Origin of the sequence: Tumebacillus algifaecis, from assembly GCF_002243515.1 — a bacterium.
GTDB lineage: Bacteria > Bacillota > Bacilli > Tumebacillales > Tumebacillaceae > Tumebacillus_A > Tumebacillus_A algifaecis.
Genome location: NZ_CP022657.1, coordinates 3,588,723 through 3,605,829 on the forward strand (window position 1 = coordinate 3,588,723; position 17,107 = coordinate 3,605,829).

Genomic DNA, 17,107 nt, shown 5'->3' on the forward strand with positions numbered 1-17,107 from the left:
ATCTATCATGCATCCGATCATCCCGCAAATTCAATCGCTTTACGAACGGAACGTAGAGGAGCGTTTTGGCGCCCTCTACACTTCTCAATACAGAGCAGACTCTACATACTGGATACCGGAGTTGCGGACTCGCTTTGCGAATTGCCTGATTGAAAACGAGACCGACCTGAACTATGCAAAATGCTTTTCCTACAAAATCAATCTTGTGGACACGAACATTGGATGGAATCAGCAGCACGAATACCTGAAAAACCATCCGTTCCATTACTGGCTGGAAATTCAACTGTCAATCCTCGAACCCTACGCAATGGTGAAATTCGAGCGGGATCGGCTGGTAGATGAGAAACTGGCTGTGGAGTTTCGGGACAGCCCTTTCTTGCCTGAACATGCAAACTACGAAGCAACAGTCCTAGCATTTTTGGCGGAACATGGGATTCAAAGGTTGTATGATGATGCCCTGTGCCTGCCTGTGCCGGGTGTAGAGCTGGAATTGCAGGAAGACACCCCGAGTGTATACAACAGTTTGTTCGAAGATTTATCCAGTTTCTTTCCGTATTGAAAAAGCGAGCCGCCTTTCTGGAGGGTCGCTTTTTTTTTTTAAGGGCAAGTAATATCTCAGGCAATCTCATGGAGCCGACAACTAATCTGCCAGATTTGATTTTACCATGAAGTATTGCATGTCTAAGTTCAGCTACGATTATTTGTCCCTATCGACAATCCGCATCTGCCTAGAGCACAGTGTTTATTGGCTACATATGGTGTAACAAATATAAATGCCTATAGAGGGGTGCATACTTATGTACTACGTTTGGGTACCTATGTCGACACATTCGCGAGAAGCACATGATTGGGACTCTTTTGTTGATGCGCAAGCTACTCGGGTGTTGAATTTGACGGGAACCTGGCGATGCGACGATGGAGGCCGTTACTACATTCGGCAAATTGGCAACCAAGTCTGGTGGACCGGATTAAGCGACAACGGTGGGGGGCAAACCTTTACGAACGTATTTCATGGAACCCTGAGATATGATCCGATTAGCCGGGCGACCGATATCTATGGCTCTTGGGCTGATGTACCGCGTGGAAGAATCTTGCAAAGTGGCACCTTGAGGCTGAACTTAATGTCATCAGACGGGTTCGTCAAAGTATCCGAAACCGGCGGATTTGGCGGGCGAATTTGGTCACGACTATAGTTTTTTAAGGCACTCGATAACGGGTGCCTTTTTCTCATCTAAGGCGAAACAAACTATCATCTGTCGTTCTTGCACGCTCACCGCTTCCACCACCTGCTCGATCAACACCTGCTTATTCACTTCCTTTTACTTCTTGTGTTGCACCATTGCGAAAAGTGACACGTTTTTTGGACATAAGAAAACCTCCTGTGTTTTGGCATCAGGAGGTTATGACATTCGAATACCCACAACGAACTAGCATTTTCGTCAAACCGAACTCAACATTTTCCTGTCTAGTTCGATGTAGTAAAACTCTCTACGCAACCCACGAACAAGCACTACGCCTGCTTCTGCAACTCACTCTCATCATACACCGCAACCCAGCCATCTTTGCTCTCAAAGATACGGATCGCCTTCACCTTGCGCAGGTCGGTCAGCGTGAACCAGTGGCGGGTGTTGGTCGGCACCGAGATCAAATCGCCCGGGTACAGAATAACATCATAGTACGTATCATCTTTCGGCCCTTTCAGGGTGAAAATCGCCTCGCCATCGACGATAAAGCGCACTTCGTCCTCGGTGTGGTGATGCTCGTCTTTGAACTTGGTGAGCAGGTCTTCCAGGTTCGGGGTCTGATCGGACAGCACGACGATATCGGAGGACTTGTAGCCATGCTTCTCGGACAGTGCGTCGATCTCAGGACGAAACGTGTTGAGGATCGCTTCTTGCAATTCCGGCGTGACTTTGTAGTCTTCTTGCAGTTCCAGCGGGAGTTTGGAAATATCCCAGTATTCGTAGACGATACCTTGCGTATTCAGATACTCGGTTACTTGCTCAACGCCTTCGATGCGTTCATCGGTTGCCACAAAGCGAATGGACGGCATGTTGATTCCTCCTCTGAGGTTTAATATCTTGACTCGATTTTATCACACATTTCAAACAACTGTCGGGACTTTACCTGCGGAGCCCTGAAATTGCAGATACTTGAACAGGTACTCGAACATAAACTCAAAGGCCTGCACATGGCGCTTCACAGACGCCACGCTGTCCCCCCACGCATAGATACCGTGCTTACGGATCAAAACGCCCGGAACGCGCGGGTCGAGACGCTTGCCGACCTCTTCAGCCAATCGCGGAATGTCAGCAAAGTTCTCGACGATCGGCACTTCAATCGTCGCTCCTTCTTCCCAGATGTTCAAGCCTTTGATCAACTCCATGTCGGAGATGACCACCGACTGCTGATCGGCAAAAATCTCGGAGATCAGGTTGTTATAGATCGTGTGTACATGCAACACAGAACCGGCTTCTGCACCGATGCGTTTGTACACTTCTGCATGAATCAACGTCTCTGCGGACGGCTTCAACTGGGTCGGCTCTAGTGCTTTCGAATCGCCATCGACGAACAAAATGTCATGGATCGTCAGGTTCTCTTTGTCACGACCACTTGCGGTGACGCCAAAGGTCAACGGCTCCTGACTGAATTTGACCGACAAGTTCCCACTCGTCGCTGGGAACCAGCCTTTTGATGCAAAGTTTTGGGAAACAGCGACCAGTTGCTCCGCAATGCGGTAGCGCTCTTCCTGCAAGTATGTTTGGCTCATGACAGAACCTCCCCCTTTTGTTCGTTAATGAGTTGTTTCAGCACTGTAATGCAGTCATGGAATGTTACAAATTCAGCGTGTTGAAGTCCGAGTTCCTGACATTTCCGTAGCAAAAGTGATCTGGCCAGCACGAAATCGGCTTGTTTGGCCGCCTGCAAGTCGGTGATCGAGTCACCGATGACCACTTTGAACGTCTCTTCATCTGGGAACTTGCGCAGGACGGACGGTTTACACATCCCACAGCCGCTGGTGCAATGTTCGTCACAAGCGTGCGGCCAGAGAATCTCGATCTGCTCGCCAGTAAAACTGCTACCGTTGCTGTAGATCGGGTTATCAATCGCAAACGGAGCCAGAAGCGGGAGGACGAAAAAGTCGATCCCACCACTGGTCACCCAAAAATCAATTCCTTGCTCTTTACAAAACGTCAGGAACTCCGCAAACCCTTCGCGAATCACCGCGACCTCTTGGGCATAGGCTGCGATTTCGTCCTGCTTTGCAGATGAAATGCCAGCGAAGAGCTGACCGACTCCACTTTGGATCGTAATCTCTTGACCGAGAATCTGATCCTTGATCGTCTCCCAGCCAGGAGCGCCAAACTTCTCCATGATCGTGATGATCATGTCGCGCTCCGTAATCGTGCCGTCAAAGTCACAAAAGATCGCGATGCGTTTACTCATAGTTGCCCGACTCCTTCTCTATTTGTTCCACAGCTCCAAAGCTGTTTTCAATTCTTTGGATTGTTCAGCCGCTTCGCTCAGCGTCTTTCCTGCCACCACCGCATCAATTGCCGCCACGAACGCCCGTCCGCCCGCACTTGAGCCGCCCGGATGCCCATGGATACCACCGCCAGCATTGATGATCTGGTCATTGCCGAGATCTCCATACAATACTGGCACAAGACCTGGATGAATGCCCGCGGACGGCACCGGGAACGTACGGTTGAGACCGCTCTGTTCGGCACGCAACGCCTCGGCGATCTTCAACGTTTCGCCGCGTTCCATCGCGACCGAGCCATACGCCGACGGATAGAGCGAGAAATCGGCCCCCGCCACGCGCATCAGTTTCCCCAGCAACACCGGAGCTGCGATCCCATACTGTTCGGACGGATACATCGCACCGGCCATCGCCGGATGGGCCATGATCGGCACCGTGATCTTCGGGTCGGCAGCGAGGCGCTGCAACACATCGTAGCCGTAGGTCAAAACGTTTAGCAAAAGCGCGTTCGCCCCTGCGTCCACTGCCCGACGCGCTTTCTCGAAAATTTCGGTGACAGGTCCGGTTAAGTTCGCCGCATAAAGCGTACTCTTGCCAGTCTGCTCTTTGGCACGCTCCGCTGCCAGACGGCAGGCTTCGATGCGCTTTTCGAACGGCGCGTACGTTTCATCAAAGAAGATTTCGTCATCCTTGACCAAATCAACGCCACCGAGCGCCTGCTGGTAGAACGCGTCTGCCAGTGCCTCGATGTCGTACCCGATCACCGATTTGAAAATGCTCATCAACAGCGGGCGATTTTCGATGCCCAACTGCTTGCGGATTTGGTCGATGCCATATTTCGGGCCAGGGAATTGACTTTGGAACGCGATAGGCAATTCGATGTCCACCAGTCGGATCTTTCCGTCCATCGACAGTTTGCCGAACACCGAAGTCAACAGCGCTGGCACATCCGGCGTGAAATTGAGCGTCGGATAGGCGATGGTCAACAGCGCTTGGCTGAGGCCGTGTGCATCCATGCCGATCTCTTCTGCCTTTACCACGTGTCCGAGATGTTTTTGCATCGCATCCTTGCGAGCTGCCGGAAGGTCTGTCCACGAGCCAACAGTCAGACCGATCGCGATGCCTTCCGCTTTTTTCTGCCAATCTGTACCCGGTTTGCCGTGGGCCAAATAGGTGACATGAACAAATTCTTGTCGGGTCACGAGACGATCACCTCTATGCGAATAGTCTAGAACATAGTAAAAGCCTCTTTCTTGGTCAAGAAAGAGGCGACAAAATTTCATGGTCAGCCTCTTATCTCTCAGGATATTTCCTGAAGGAATTAGCACCGTGTGATCACAAGTACGTGAAAACCGGTTGCCGGGCATCGTAGGGCCAGTCCCTCCGCCTGCTCTGGATAAGAGTTGTCTTATATGTGAGAAAACTTCTGTAGACGATATTACAACCTCTGCGAGAGAGTGTCAATGACTTTGCCGAAAATCGATTAGAGAGAAATCTTGGCCATTCGCTCAACCGCTTCCTGCAAACGCTGTTCGCTGGTCAAAAGACCGACTCGAACATACCCCTCTCCACTCGGTCCAAAGCCGACGCCCGGCGCGACCATCACGTGCGCCTGTTCTAAGAGCGTGTCCGAGAACTCGACCGACGTGAAGCCTTTTGGCACTGGCACCCACGTAAAGAAAGAGCCTTGTGGCGTCAGCACGTCCCAACCCGCTTTTTTCAAACCGCTCACAAAGACATTGCGGCGCTGTTCGTAGGTAGCGGCCAGTTGGTGCACGCAGTCTTGAGATGAGGTGAGCGCAGTGACCGAAGCACGCTGGATAAAAGCTGGCAACGAGACGTAGTAATGGTCTTGGATCAGGTTGATCAAACGGACCACCTCTTTGTTCCCCAGCGCAAAGCCGACGCGCCAGCCTGCCATGTTGTACGTTTTCGAGAGGGTGTAGAATTCGACCCCGACCTCTTTCGCGCCTGGCGTTTGCAGGAAGGATACCGGTTTTACTCCATCGAAACCGATTGCACCGTATGCGAAGTCGGACGCGACGATCACGTTGTTCTGTTCCGCAAAGCGGACTGTGTCTTCGTAAAAGGCGCGCGGTGCGGTTGCCGAAGTCGGGTTGTTCGGATAGTTGAGGAACATCAACTTGGCTTTGGCGAGCTTGTCTGCCGGAATCTGGCTGTAGTCGGGTAAGAAAGCGTTGTCGCGCAACAACGGCATCATCGTCATCTCCGCGCCAGAAAGCGCGACGCCAGACCAGTAATCAGGATAGCCCGGATCGGGGACAAGGCAAACATCGCCGGGGTTGAGCAGACATTGGGAAATTTCGACGAGGCCCGTTTTCCCGCCAAAGAGGATCGCCACTTCGGTCGCTGGGTCGAGATCGACGTCAAATTCGTTTTTGTACCAAGATGCGATCGCCTGCTTCAATTCGAACAGCCCGGAGAACGGCGGGTATTTGTGCGTGACAGGATCGAGCACCTCATGGCGCAGCGATTCGACAATATGCGGCGGGGTTGGCAAGTCCGGATTGCCTTGGCCGAGGTTGATCACATCATGCCCTTGGGCGATGTACGAGTTTACTTTTGCCACCATCGTAGAGAAAAATTGGGTGGGTAGTCCTTGCAATCGATCAGCCGATTTTATATTCATGGGTAACATCCCCTTTCTGAAAAGTCAAACATACATTCACGCTTCATACTATACAGCGAATTGAAATCGAAAAACAAGTCTAAATGGACACAGGATGACATGCCGTACCATTTCCGATCGATCTCCATCGAGGTTCGAAGACAGCCAAAATCTGCTCAGCAGTCATATCGTTTGCAGCGTGCAGTTGATCTGCTTCCAACATCAAAAAGGGCTGTTGAGAGATTCTCAACAGCCTCCTGTATCCTGTAAATTATGAAGGCATCGGCGTCGGTGTTGGTTTCGCGTAGCCTTCTTTGTATTTTTTGTCGATCGTTTCGCGGATGTCTTGCGCTGACTTGCCTTGTGCTTTCATATCAGCCGCTTCGAGGGCAATGTTCATGCAGGTGTCGCAACGGGTGCCGTGGTCGTCCCAAACGACCGCGCCGTCTTCGCGGACGTCTTTCACAAAGCACTCGGCGTTGCTTTTATGTCCGGCGTGATCACCACAACCGCAGTAGCAGGGAATGAATTTCAGGACATCGAGATTCTGCACAGCTGCCGCGTAAGATTGCTTGATCTTGGTGTTTTTGCTCGATAGGAACTTCGGATAGGACATGGCGTTTTCCGTCACTTCCTGCATATCACCGATCTTGGTCAATTTGACGCTTTCGCCAACTTTCAGCGTTTTATAGGCTTCCGCTTGTGCCCCGGCAGGATGTCCACCATTGCTGGTGCCACCGTTAGAAGCATGGTCGCCATGTCCGGAATGTTCGTCGGTCGTCGTCGCCTTGTCAGACGTGCCACAGCCTGTAGCGATCGTCATCACAATCGCGCTGGCAAACACGATCTTGGTCAGCTTTTTCATGTATGTTGCTTCCTCCTGCTATCGTTGGGATTGTTTATCGCACTTTGATTAATCTCATACCGTTTAATATGACGAGCAGAGCCGCACCAGTATCTGCAAACACGGCCATCCACAGGTTGGATAGACCTGCTACGGTCAACAAAAGGAACGCAAGTTTCACGAGCAGGGAGAACCAGATGTTTTGCTTGATCAGGCGCAGCGCTTTGCGGCTGAGACGGACGGTGAACGGCAATTTGCTGATGTCATCAGACATCAAGACGATATCGGCCGTCTCCAATGCGATGTCCGTTCCTGCCCCACCCATCGCGATCCCGATGTCGGAGGCGGCTAGGGCGGGGGAATCGTTGATGCCGTCACCGACCATCGCGACGAGGTGGTGACGCTGTTTGAGTTCGGTGATGCGAGCCAGCTTTTGCTCGGGGAGCAAGTCGCCGTGGTACTCATCGATCCCGACTTGCTTGGCGATCGATTTGGCGATGCGGGCGTGGTCACCTGTTAACATCACTGTATGGGCGGTACCTGCCTGTTTCAGCTTGGCGATCGTGTCTGCGCTGTCTGGTCGAACGGTGTCGGCCACAGCGATCAAACCGATGATCTGCTGTTCATCAGCGACCAGCATCACCGTATGGCCCTGTTCGTGCTGAACGGAGAGAACCGTTTTCAATCTGTCAGTTCCGTCGTAGCCGAGCTCTTCAAACCACGATGGTTTGCCAATCCGATACAGCGCGCCGTCGAGATGACCTTGTGCACCTTTGCCTGCAACAGCCTGGAACTGTTGCACAGGCAGCGCTCGGATGCCTTTTTGCTCACCAAGCAGCAGGACAGCACGGGCCAACGGATGCTCGGAGCGCGCTTCGATGGAAGCGGCGACGGTGAGCAGTTGCTCTTGATCAACGCCGTCAAACGGTTCTACGAGAACGACGACAGGCTTGCCTTGCGTCAGTGTGCCCGTTTTATCAAATGCGACCGCTCTGATTTGGCCCATCAGTTCGAGGTACGCGCCGCCTTTGATCAACACGCCGCGCTTGGCTGCGTTGCCGATGGCAGCGACGATGGCGACCGGGGTGGAGATGACGAGCGCGCAGGGGCAGGCGATGACGAGCAACGCCAATGCGCGGTAGATCCAATCGCTGAACGGGTCGCCCGTAAACAACGGCGGCAGCACGGCGATCAGGATCGCCAGCACCACGACGATCGGTGTGTAATATGTGGCAAAGCGGTCAACAAACTGCTGCGACGGCGCTTTCTGTTCTTGAGCTTCCTCCACCAAGTATATCATGCGGCTGAGCGTGGAATCTTGAACTTTTTTGGTCACAATCACTTCCAAACCGCCCGTTTCATTGAGTGTACCTGCGAATACTTCATCCCCCATCTGCTTCAGCACAGGGATCGATTCGCCAGTGACAGGCGCTTGGTTGACGGTGGAGGAGCCAGCTTCGACCCGTCCATCCATCGGGATGCGCTCACCGGGCCGGACGAGGATCAGGTCTCCGATCTGCAAATGATCGACCGATACGGTTTGCTCCTGTCCATTGCGACGAACCAACGCTTCTTTGGGAGCGAAACCGATCAGAGAACGGATCGAGCGTCGAGTGCGTTCCATCGTGCTGGCCTGTAGCCAGTTGCCGACTGAGAAGAGAAAGACGACGGTGGCACCTTCCGACCATTCGCCAATTGCAGCAGCCCCGATCGCCGCGACAGTCATCAGGAAGTTCATATCGAGCGTGAACGATTTTAAGGCAAAATAGCCAGCTCGGGCGGCATAGAAGCCACCTGTGAGGATCGCGATCAGATAGCAGACGATAGCTGCCGATTCGGACCCGCCCGCAAATTCGGTGATCAGTCCAACCCCGAGGAACAGGCCCGAGACGGTGGTCAGAACAGTGCGTTTGTGTTTTTCCCAGAAGCCAGGTTCAGCCGCTTCGCCTCCCGTTGCGACAGGAACGTCTGGATCTTGGAGCGTGGTCTCGAGGACGGTGGCCCGATAGCCAACATCGCTGACCGTCTTTTGAATCGTCTCCAGCGACGCGTTGTGCACGACCGTCATTTTCGTGGTGTTAAAGCTGACCGCCACTTCGCGCACCCCGCTTAGTTTGCCCATCACGCGCTGCACGGTGCGCGCACATTCACCACAGTCCATCCCATCGACGCGAAACACGGAGCGTGCTTCACCTAGCTGCAGATCGGTAGCACTCGACTCCTCTGGTTGGACATCCGAAAGCATCACCAGCTCTTCAAAATGGTCAGATGGCGGGCAACATACACCTGCATCTGTGGAACAGCAAGAGGCCGAATGGTCATGATCGTGTTCGTGGTCATGTGCGTAATTATGGTCGTGTGTGTGATCGTGGCCGTCTGCATGTCCATGGTTATGTGCATGATCATGGTCGTCTACATGTTCAAGTTTATGTGCATGTTCATGATCGTCTGCATGTTCAAGTTTATGTGCATGTTCATGGTCGTCTGCATGTTCATGGCTATTTTCACCATCATGGTCGTGTACTTGTTCAAATGTAGAGTCTACATCATGCGCATGTTTTACGTCTTTTTCATGATCGCGTACCTGTTCCCGGTCGTGTGTCCGATCATGTTCATCGTGGTTGATTGGCGCTTGTTTTTTCTCCCGATTGAATCCTTGATTGTTACCCATCTGTATTTCTCCTCCTCTCCAACATGGAAATGCCGTGTGGTTCTAACGATGCGAGACGTGCTCGAGCCCGGTATTGAAAAGCGTCAGGATGTGATGATCATCGATGCTGTAATAGGCGACGCGACCTTCTTTGCGGCGCTTGATGATGCGAAGATTGCGCAACGTGCGCAGTTGATGTGAGATCGCCGACTGGGTCATGCCGAGCACGGCTGCCAGATCGCAGACACACATCTCCGACTGCACTAGTGCATGTATGATCCGCACTCGCGTCGTGTCTCCCAACGCTTGAAAGATCGTCGCCAGATCGCTCACCTGCTCCTCCGGCAACTCCGCCGCTTTCACCATGTTCACCGTCTCTCCGTGGATCACGTTGCAGCAAGTATCGGTCTTTGTTTCCACGTAAGATCCCTCCTTTGTCCAATCAGTGTATGATTATATATGAGCAATTGTTCATGTATTTGTTTCTAACATACCGCAACCTGTCCGCCACTGTCAATGTGATTGCCTATTTTTTCTATCTGGCGTTAGAAATCAGCAAGTGCGGAACGCTTGTACGCGCCGCTTTTCGTAGGATGATCATAAAAGAGCTAAAGGAGGTTCTTGCAAATGGCAATTGGTTATAATCAAGCACGCGGTTACATGGGCCAATCGGTCATCGCGCATTGTCGCAGCGGCAGACATGTTGGTATTGTTCGCAGAGTCACCCGCGACGGCATCTACATGGAGCGTATTCCAGGCGGCGGGCTGGCGGCAGCAGACAGCAACCTGCAAAAATTCGAAACGGCAGACCGTCCAGGTCAAGTGGACGGCCAAGAAGTATTTTTCCCACTTTTCTTCCTCCCCTTTCTTACGCTGCTGGCTCTGGCTCCGTTGTATGCCGGTTATGGATATGGCCGTTACGGATACGGCTATGGTTACCGCGGCTTCTACTAATCTTCCACATGCACCAGAAATTCAAAAAGACCAACGTCGCATCGCGCGTTGGTCTTTTTCATAACAGGAAAAAAAGACTGCCTCAGGCAGCCTTTTCCACTTTCTGATCGGCCAAACCGATCAAGACGAACAGTCCGACCAGTGCCAGCAACAGCCAAAGCCACTGCAGCATGGCCAATCCAAACAACGTGTACGGATGCACCTGCAACAGAGACAACAGCAACATTCCAGCACCGAACAGCAAAAGTGACCACGCACCGCTTCGACGCAGGGCAAAAATCCCCAACGCCACAGCCGCTTGGTACAAATTTAGCGGATGATAGCTTTGCTCCCCGTGCGTCACCGCCCATGGCAGATTGGTCGGCGCACCTGCTACGGCATAACACAGCGAGTACACCGCAAACCCGAGCACAAACGCCCGCGCCACAACATCCCCTGCCACCCGCAACTCGAACTGATGCTTCCGCTGTTGCCAAAATCCATATCCCAGAGCGATAGCCGTCCCCCACCACTGACCAAACGGCACTTGGCCACCGACCAGTGTCAGGATCGGATGGGAAAATGACTCGACAGGTGCGTACACAAACGACAGCAGACGAGGCGTCAACACCCACACCGCGGCCATCACAAGCAGCACATCGGTCAGTTTTTCACCATCGCCACCACGCCTGATGAACATTCGCTTCGTCACGAACAAAAAAACGATAAACGCCAACAACAGGCCGACCCACCCTGAATCATCGAATGCGATCGGCCCCAGATGCAACCCGCTTGGCAAAATGGACATCTGTTTCCTATTGCCCCGAGTTTGCAACCAGACGTTGCAACATGCCGTCCATCACCACTTTGTTGATCTGTCCTTTGTGGATCTCAGAGACGATGCCATTTTGGTCGATTCCATACGTCATCGGAATCGAGAACGTGCGGTACGCCTTAGCTGTCTTCTCATCGGCGTCCATCAGGCTGGGAAATGAAACACCCATCTCCTTCATAAAGGCTTTTGCCTTGTCCAGATTGTCCTGCGAGGTCAAATTGATGCCATAAAATTGCACACGATCCCCGTACTGCTTATGCACCGTTTCCAGATCGGGCATTTCATCGCGGCACGGCCCGCACCAAGACGCCCAAAAATTCAGGACGACCGGTTTGCCCTTCAGATCGGACAACTTAACCGTTTGCCCGTCGAACGTCTGCAACTCAAACGCAGGTGCCCGGTAGCCGACAACTGGCATCTCTGCCACATCGCCCGCTTTGTTCTCCGTTTCCTTGGATTCTTCTCCGGTCGAACCCTGCTGATTGCTCAGGTACGCGGCCACCGCGAGCAGAGCGATCACTGCCCCGCCGAGCACCAGTTTCATTGTGCGATTCATCTTCGTCATGCCTCCTTTAGAAGCCGGTGAAGCCGCCGAACAGCGGAATCAGCCATGTGGTGATTTTGGTCAGCGAGTCGGTCAGAAGCAGTACGCCCATCAAAATCATGCCGATACCGCCCACTTTCGAAATCGTCTGCGCGTACTTCATCATCCAGCGCACCGAGCCCAGCGTATAGGCCATGATCAAAAACGGAAGCGCAAAACCGATCGAGTAAAACAGCATCAAGCTCATCCCGCTCGCCGGATTGGAAGCTGCGATCGCCAGCACCGACGCCAAAATCGGGCCGATGCAAGGTGTCCAGCCCGCCGCGAAGGAAATGCCGACGATCACCGCACCAAAGTAGCCAGCAGGGCGCCATTTCAGCCGCAACTGCTTCGTCGAGAGCAACGCGTCAATTTTGATGATGCCAGATAGAAACAAGCCCATCACGATGATCAAAATCCCACCGATCTGGCGGATCAAATCTCCATAGTTAGAAAAAAGCGCGCCGATCGTGCTAGCCGACATGCCGAGCACGATAAAGATCAGCGAAAAGCCAAGTACAAAGAAAAAGGAATAGGTCAACGCTTTGCGCCGAACTGCCGCTTGGTTGCGGTGCTCGTACATCTCCTGATAGGAAACGCCTGTAATGTACGACAAGTAAGACGGATAAAGCGGCAGACAGCACGGGGAGACAAAAGACAACAACCCCGCAAAGAAGGCCACAATAAACGTCGGATTCGCTGCATCTAACACGATACTCCCTCCTTCTGGTTCAATTTCTATCATACAACACCACCTACTGCCAGCGCACGTCAGCTACCTTACAAAATCGACACTCTTGTGTCAGAACCGCATGCTCTTTTTCTACTTGTGGCAAGGTAAGACTGAGGTGATGACACCATGGCATTTCTGCCACAGCTCGGTCGCTCCATCTATGTGTTGCTCGGCGGTATTTTGTTCACCCATCTCGGTTCGTACATGCTACTGCCATTTTTCGCGATCATCCTCTCGACCGAAAAGGGACTTTCCTTAGGCAGCACCGGGCTGGTGCTTGGAGGCGGGTCGATCGCTTTTCTGGTCGGTAGTCTGCTTGGCGGCTTTCTGTCCGACCAATTCGGCCAACGGTTTACGATGGTCGGCGGACTGCTCATCCGCGGCATCGGTCTGCTCGGCTTCATCTGGGGCGGGACGTTTGCGACGCTGTTGCTCACCAACCTGATCGCTGGAATCGGCGGCGGTCTGTACGCGCCCGGTGCCAAAGCGGGCATCGCCACCTTGGCCTCAGCGGGCCTGAAGACGACCGCTTTTTCCTACCGCGGCATCGCGGCAAACATCGGCGTGACGCTGGGGCCGTTGCTCGGAACTTATCTACATACGCGAAGTTCTACCGTGTTGTTTGGCGGAGCGGCCCTGGTCTATTTTGTGCTCGCCCTCTTGCATCTGGTGTTGCTCAAACGCGATTGTGTCGGGGAAGATTGTCCGAAAGTGGACCGACATGGCATTCGACAGATCGTGACCGACCGACCATTCCTGTCCTTCTCCTTCGTGACGATCTTCGTCTGGGCGCTGTTCACCCAATACTCTCTATCGTTGCCTTTGCGGGCTGGGCAGATCGAAAGCGCACGCAACATCGGATTGATTTTTACCGCATCGGCCATGCTGGTGATCCTGTTGCAAGGATCGGTGACGCGATTTTTCACCAAGTATCTGCATCCATTGAGCGCGATGGCGATGGGGATGGTGCTGATCGGCACGGGGCTTGGGTCGGTCGCCTTTTCCACTTCCTTTTGGCATTTGGTGGCGAGCGCTGTGGTGATCACGTTCGGTCAGATGTTTGTGATGCCGACCTCCGATACGATCGTCGCCGATCTGGCCAAACCGGAGCAGATCGGCAGTTATTTCGGAGTGGCAGCATTCGTCTTTGGTGCGGGGGAAGCGATCGGCAACATCGCTGGCGGCCAGTTGATGCAGCGAGCAGTCGCGATCGACTATCTGGCGCTGCCTTGGTTGCTCTATGGGGCGCTCGGACTGCTGCTCAGCGCTGTTTATGTGCTGCTTCGCCGCTGGCAGGCGCTCGCCAAACCGCTGACCCTTGAAAACGAAGCGCGGGTAGAGCACTCCAGTCGCCCCCTTCGCTCGAAGCAAAAAACATAACGCGAATGGCACAGTCCGAATATTTCGACTGTGCCATTTATTTCAATCGTGGTATGCTGAAATAAAAAAGGAGTGCACCATGAATCCGACTCGTCTGCTTGTATTGTTCTTAGCGATCAATGTGATCAACTATGTGGACCGCCAAGTGCTGTCTGGTGTTTTTCCATTGTTAAAAGAACACTTCCTGCTGTCCGACACAGCGCTTGGCTTGCTTGGCTCGGCCTTTATGATCACTTATTCTCTTACTTCCGTCCCCTTTGGCGCCTGGTCGGACCGTTGGAAACCGCACAAAGTTGCGGCGATCGGCGTGGCCATCTGGAGCATCGCGACCGTCTCGACGGCACTGGCTTGGTCGTTTGCCACGCTGTTCGTGTTCCGTGCGCTGGTCGGCATCGGCGAAGCGGCCTATGTCTCGACAGCAGGCACGATCCTCTCCAACGCCTACCCAGAGCGCAAGCGTTCGGCCACACTCGGCATTTTCAACCTCGGGATGCCGATCGGCGGCGCGCTGGGCGTTGTGCTCGGCGGCTGGCTTGGCGTCAACTTCGGCTGGCAGTGGGCCTTTTTCATCGTCGGGGTGCCTGGCCTGATCCTCGCGTACATGGCTTGGCGTCTGCCTTTGCAACAACAGCCGACAGCAAAAGATCGCCAGAAGTTCCGGCTCAGCGAACTGTTACAGCTTTTGAAAAACAAGCCTTACCTTTACACCTGTCTCGGCTATGCCGGCATCTCCTTCGCTTTTGGGGCAATCGTCCTTTTCGTACCGACCTTCTTTGAGCGTTCGTTCGGCTATTCCTTGGAAAAAGCGACGTTGCTCTCCGGGGGTCTACAGGTCGGAGCCGGGTTGCTCGGAGCACCGATCGGCGGTCTAGTCGCCGACTTCTGGCAAAAACGCAACAGACGCGGACGCGCTTATACGCTGGTGCTGTCGATGTTGCTCTCCGCTATCTTTTTGTGGATCGGGCTTTTTATGGAAAGCTTTGTCGCCTTCTTCCTCTCCGCGTTCTTCATGCTGTGGCATGTCGGCGTGGCGAGCGCCTTGGTCTTTGACGTGACAGAAAAGGCGGTTTGGAATACGGCAGCCGCGCTGGCGATGTTCCTGATGCATTTTCTCGGCGACATTCCAAGTCCGGTCATCGTCGGGTTCATTTCCGACAAAACGTCGCTGTTCACCGCTTTCTCGCTGTTGCCGCTCTCCATGATTTTGGCCTCGTTCTTCTTCTTAAAAGCGGCATCCCATTTGTCCAATCGCCCGTCCCTTTCGAAGTAAACCAACTCCTCGCGAGTTGGTTTTTTTATGCAAAAAGATCACCTGCCAACAGGTGATCTTTCTTCTGCTCTTATCTCGATTCCCAGACCACGAAGGCCAGCAAAATCATGATCATCGTGATCCAATACGATAATTTCACCCATTCCTGCTTTTCAGCAGACAGACGCTGGAGGGTCACTTCATGAATCGGCTTGGTGATTTTCGGCTCATTTTTCAGATACATGCGTTCCCAGTTCGGCAAATGGCGATACAACACGCCCGCCACCATCAAAAAGAACGCGATCTGCTCGGAGAAGATTTGCGGTGTGAACAGGAAGCACAACAGCGCTCCCACGATCACGATCGTGGTCGCTACGATGATATAGCGTGTGATCAAGACCAAGACCACATAGCTCCCGAAGGCGACCAACAGCGGAATCGGTTGTAAGAAAAGCAAGGCGCCACCGGCTGTTGCCAGCGCTTTCCCGCCGCGAAACTTGGTGAACATCGAAGAAACATGTCCAAGCACCGTGCCCGTTGCTGTCCAAAAGGCGAGCGTTGGGTCGCCCGTCACCCAATCGGCCAACATGGTTGGCAGGAATCCTTTCAGCAAGTCGAGCACCAGCACGACCGCCGCCGCTCGTTTACCGAACAAGGTCAGCGTGTTCGTCGCGCCAGGATTGCCACTGCCCTGTTCAAAGATGTTCCCTCCTCTGCGACGCCCAAGCAGATACGCAAACGGTATCGAACCCACAACATACCCAAAGAGAAGAGCAATCAAAGTAGAAAAGATCATCATGACTATCACCTCAAATACAAACTAGGTATAATTTTACAAATAATGAATGTTGAACAAGCAGGAGAAGAGTCTGCCACATTCACAGCCTCATCTCCTGCAACATGTGATCAGTATGACTTGCATCATCGCGAAAAGGTGGTCCTTGCCGCACCCTCAGCGCATTCCCAACTCCTGCATCACTTTGACCACCCGATCCGGGTAGTCGCTGCAGATGCCATCGACGCCCCATTTGAGGAGGCGATGGATGTCCGCTTCCTCGTTGATCGTCCAAACGTGCACCTTCACGCCGTGTCGATGGGCGATTTCAATCATTTTCGGCGTCACAACGCGTACACCATAGCCTTGCTCCGGCACTTGAAACGCATCGACAGGCGGCTTGTAAAACTTGTGCAACCCGGTTCGCCAGTAGCAGATAAATTCCACCATGTCCCGCGTGTTCGCTCCGGTCGCGATGCGCGACGAAGCCAGGCGACGAAAGCGTTTCATCGTGCTGGTGTGAAACGACGCGATCAGCACTCGATCTTTGGCCTGGCAAGCATTGATCGTTTCGACCAGCGCCGCTTCCATCGGCGGCGTGGTCTGCTTGATGTCCATGTTGACACGCATCGTCGGAAACTCTTTTAACACCTCTTCAAGCGTCGGGATCGTCACACCTTTTCCCCGGAACGGGAAGGTCTGCCCCCCGTCTGGCGTAAACTTGTACCCGAAATCGATTTCCCGCAGCTCGGCGAGCGTTTTGTATTTGATAAACCCGGTGCCGTTCGTCAACCGATCCACCGTGTCGTCATGACTGACGACCACATAACCGTCTTTTGTCATGTGCACGTCCGTCTCAAACGCATCGGCTCCCATCTCCACGGCGAGGCGAAATGCCTCCATCGTGTTCGACGGCGCATAGGCGGATGCCCCTTGATGGGCGAGCACCATCGGCCGCGGTAGGTTCAAATAAGGCTTGACCCCCATACCTCTCCCCCATTTTCGATTACTG

Annotated in this window: 17 protein-coding genes and 1 riboswitch; of the genes, 4 read left to right on the top strand and 13 right to left on the bottom strand. The window is 53.3% G+C overall.

From position 1 onward, the window contains the following. The first annotated feature begins 7 nt into the window (after positions 1-7). Positions 8-559: a hypothetical protein gene (locus CIG75_RS15760; protein WP_094237487.1), complete on the top strand. Its 552-nt coding sequence runs from the start codon at positions 8-10 to the stop codon at positions 557-559. Between the two features lie 951 nt (positions 560-1,510). Here the strand turns inward: CIG75_RS15760 and CIG75_RS15765 are convergent. The 8 genes from CIG75_RS15765 to CIG75_RS15800 all read right to left on the bottom strand — a co-directional run bounded on the left by CIG75_RS15765 (position 1,511) and on the right by CIG75_RS15800 (position 9,973). After that, on the bottom strand, positions 1,511-2,053 hold the full coding sequence (locus CIG75_RS15765) for a 1,2-dihydroxy-3-keto-5-methylthiopentene dioxygenase (protein WP_094237488.1): 543 nt from the start codon (positions 2,051-2,053) through the stop codon (positions 1,511-1,513). A gap of 51 nt (positions 2,054-2,104) precedes the next feature. Next, positions 2,105-2,770 (bottom strand): methylthioribulose 1-phosphate dehydratase, encoded by a 666-nt coding sequence (gene mtnB, locus CIG75_RS15770; protein ID WP_094237489.1) that lies wholly within the window; start codon positions 2,768-2,770, stop codon positions 2,105-2,107. Then, complete coding sequence (locus tag CIG75_RS15775; RefSeq protein WP_094237490.1) at positions 2,767-3,447, bottom strand: 2-hydroxy-3-keto-5-methylthiopentenyl-1-phosphate phosphatase; 681 nt, start codon at positions 3,445-3,447, stop codon at positions 2,767-2,769. The genes mtnB and CIG75_RS15775 overlap by 4 nt, the downstream gene beginning before the upstream one ends. 18 nt (positions 3,448-3,465) lie before the next feature. Continuing rightward, on the bottom strand, positions 3,466-4,686 hold the full coding sequence (locus CIG75_RS15780) for a 2,3-diketo-5-methylthiopentyl-1-phosphate enolase (protein ID WP_265415041.1): 1,221 nt from the start codon (positions 4,684-4,686) through the stop codon (positions 3,466-3,468). Between the two features lie 88 nt (positions 4,687-4,774). Further along, positions 4,775-4,887: riboswitch (SAM riboswitch) on the bottom strand. 80 nt (positions 4,888-4,967) lie between these two features. Then, the gene (locus CIG75_RS15785) at positions 4,968-6,134 is read right to left on the bottom strand and encodes a pyridoxal phosphate-dependent aminotransferase (RefSeq protein ID WP_094237492.1); all 1,167 of its coding nucleotides are present in this window, start codon (positions 6,132-6,134) and stop codon (positions 4,968-4,970) included. Between the two features lie 250 nt (positions 6,135-6,384). Further along, on the bottom strand, positions 6,385-6,978 hold the full coding sequence (locus CIG75_RS15790) for a PCYCGC motif-containing (lipo)protein (protein WP_094237493.1): 594 nt from the start codon (positions 6,976-6,978) through the stop codon (positions 6,385-6,387). Between the two features lie 34 nt (positions 6,979-7,012). After that, the gene (locus CIG75_RS15795) at positions 7,013-9,628 is read right to left on the bottom strand and encodes a heavy metal translocating P-type ATPase (RefSeq protein ID WP_265415042.1); all 2,616 of its coding nucleotides are present in this window, start codon (positions 9,626-9,628) and stop codon (positions 7,013-7,015) included. Positions 9,629-9,670: 42 nt separating this feature from the next. Continuing rightward, complete coding sequence (locus CIG75_RS15800; protein ID WP_172844506.1) at positions 9,671-9,973, bottom strand: ArsR/SmtB family transcription factor; 303 nt, start codon at positions 9,971-9,973, stop codon at positions 9,671-9,673. A gap of 261 nt (positions 9,974-10,234) precedes the next feature. Between CIG75_RS15800 and CIG75_RS15805 the strand changes: the two genes are divergently transcribed. Further along, the gene (locus tag CIG75_RS15805; protein ID WP_094237495.1) at positions 10,235-10,561 is read left to right on the top strand and encodes a hypothetical protein; all 327 of its coding nucleotides are present in this window, start codon (positions 10,235-10,237) and stop codon (positions 10,559-10,561) included. 82 nt (positions 10,562-10,643) lie between these two features. On the opposite strand, the gene CIG75_RS15810 is transcribed toward CIG75_RS15805, so the two are convergent. The 3 genes from CIG75_RS15810 to CIG75_RS15820 are packed head-to-tail and all read right to left on the bottom strand — an operon-like array spanning position 10,644 to position 12,703. Then, positions 10,644-11,348, bottom strand: a complete 705-nt coding sequence (locus CIG75_RS15810) for a prolipoprotein diacylglyceryl transferase (RefSeq protein ID WP_094237496.1) — start codon at positions 11,346-11,348, stop codon at positions 10,644-10,646. A 7-nt stretch (positions 11,349-11,355) separates the two neighbouring features. After that, positions 11,356-11,931, bottom strand: coding sequence for a TlpA family protein disulfide reductase (locus CIG75_RS15815; RefSeq protein WP_157729591.1), 576 nt, complete (start codon positions 11,929-11,931; stop codon positions 11,356-11,358). A 16-nt stretch (positions 11,932-11,947) separates the two neighbouring features. Beyond that, on the bottom strand, positions 11,948-12,703 hold the full coding sequence (locus CIG75_RS15820; RefSeq protein ID WP_094237498.1) for a cytochrome c biogenesis CcdA family protein: 756 nt from the start codon (positions 12,701-12,703) through the stop codon (positions 11,948-11,950). Positions 12,704-12,817: 114 nt separating this feature from the next. Between CIG75_RS15820 and CIG75_RS15825 the strand changes: the two genes are divergently transcribed. Further along, the gene (locus tag CIG75_RS15825) at positions 12,818-14,071 is read left to right on the top strand and encodes an MFS transporter (RefSeq protein ID WP_094237499.1); all 1,254 of its coding nucleotides are present in this window, start codon (positions 12,818-12,820) and stop codon (positions 14,069-14,071) included. Positions 14,072-14,150: 79 nt separating this feature from the next. After that, positions 14,151-15,341 carry a spinster family MFS transporter gene (locus CIG75_RS15830; RefSeq protein ID WP_094237500.1) on the top strand — a complete coding sequence of 397 codons (1,191 nt, stop codon included), beginning with the start codon at positions 14,151-14,153 and terminating at the stop codon, positions 15,339-15,341. Between the two features lie 70 nt (positions 15,342-15,411). Here the strand turns inward: CIG75_RS15830 and plsY are convergent, their stop codons facing one another. Continuing rightward, on the bottom strand, positions 15,412-16,119 hold the full coding sequence (gene plsY, locus CIG75_RS15835) for a glycerol-3-phosphate 1-O-acyltransferase PlsY (protein WP_094237501.1): 708 nt from the start codon (positions 16,117-16,119) through the stop codon (positions 15,412-15,414). Positions 16,120-16,272: 153 nt separating this feature from the next. Further along, positions 16,273-17,082, bottom strand: coding sequence for a glycerophosphodiester phosphodiesterase family protein (locus CIG75_RS15840; RefSeq protein WP_094237502.1), 810 nt, complete (start codon positions 17,080-17,082; stop codon positions 16,273-16,275). Between the last annotated feature and the right edge of the window lie 25 nt (positions 17,083-17,107).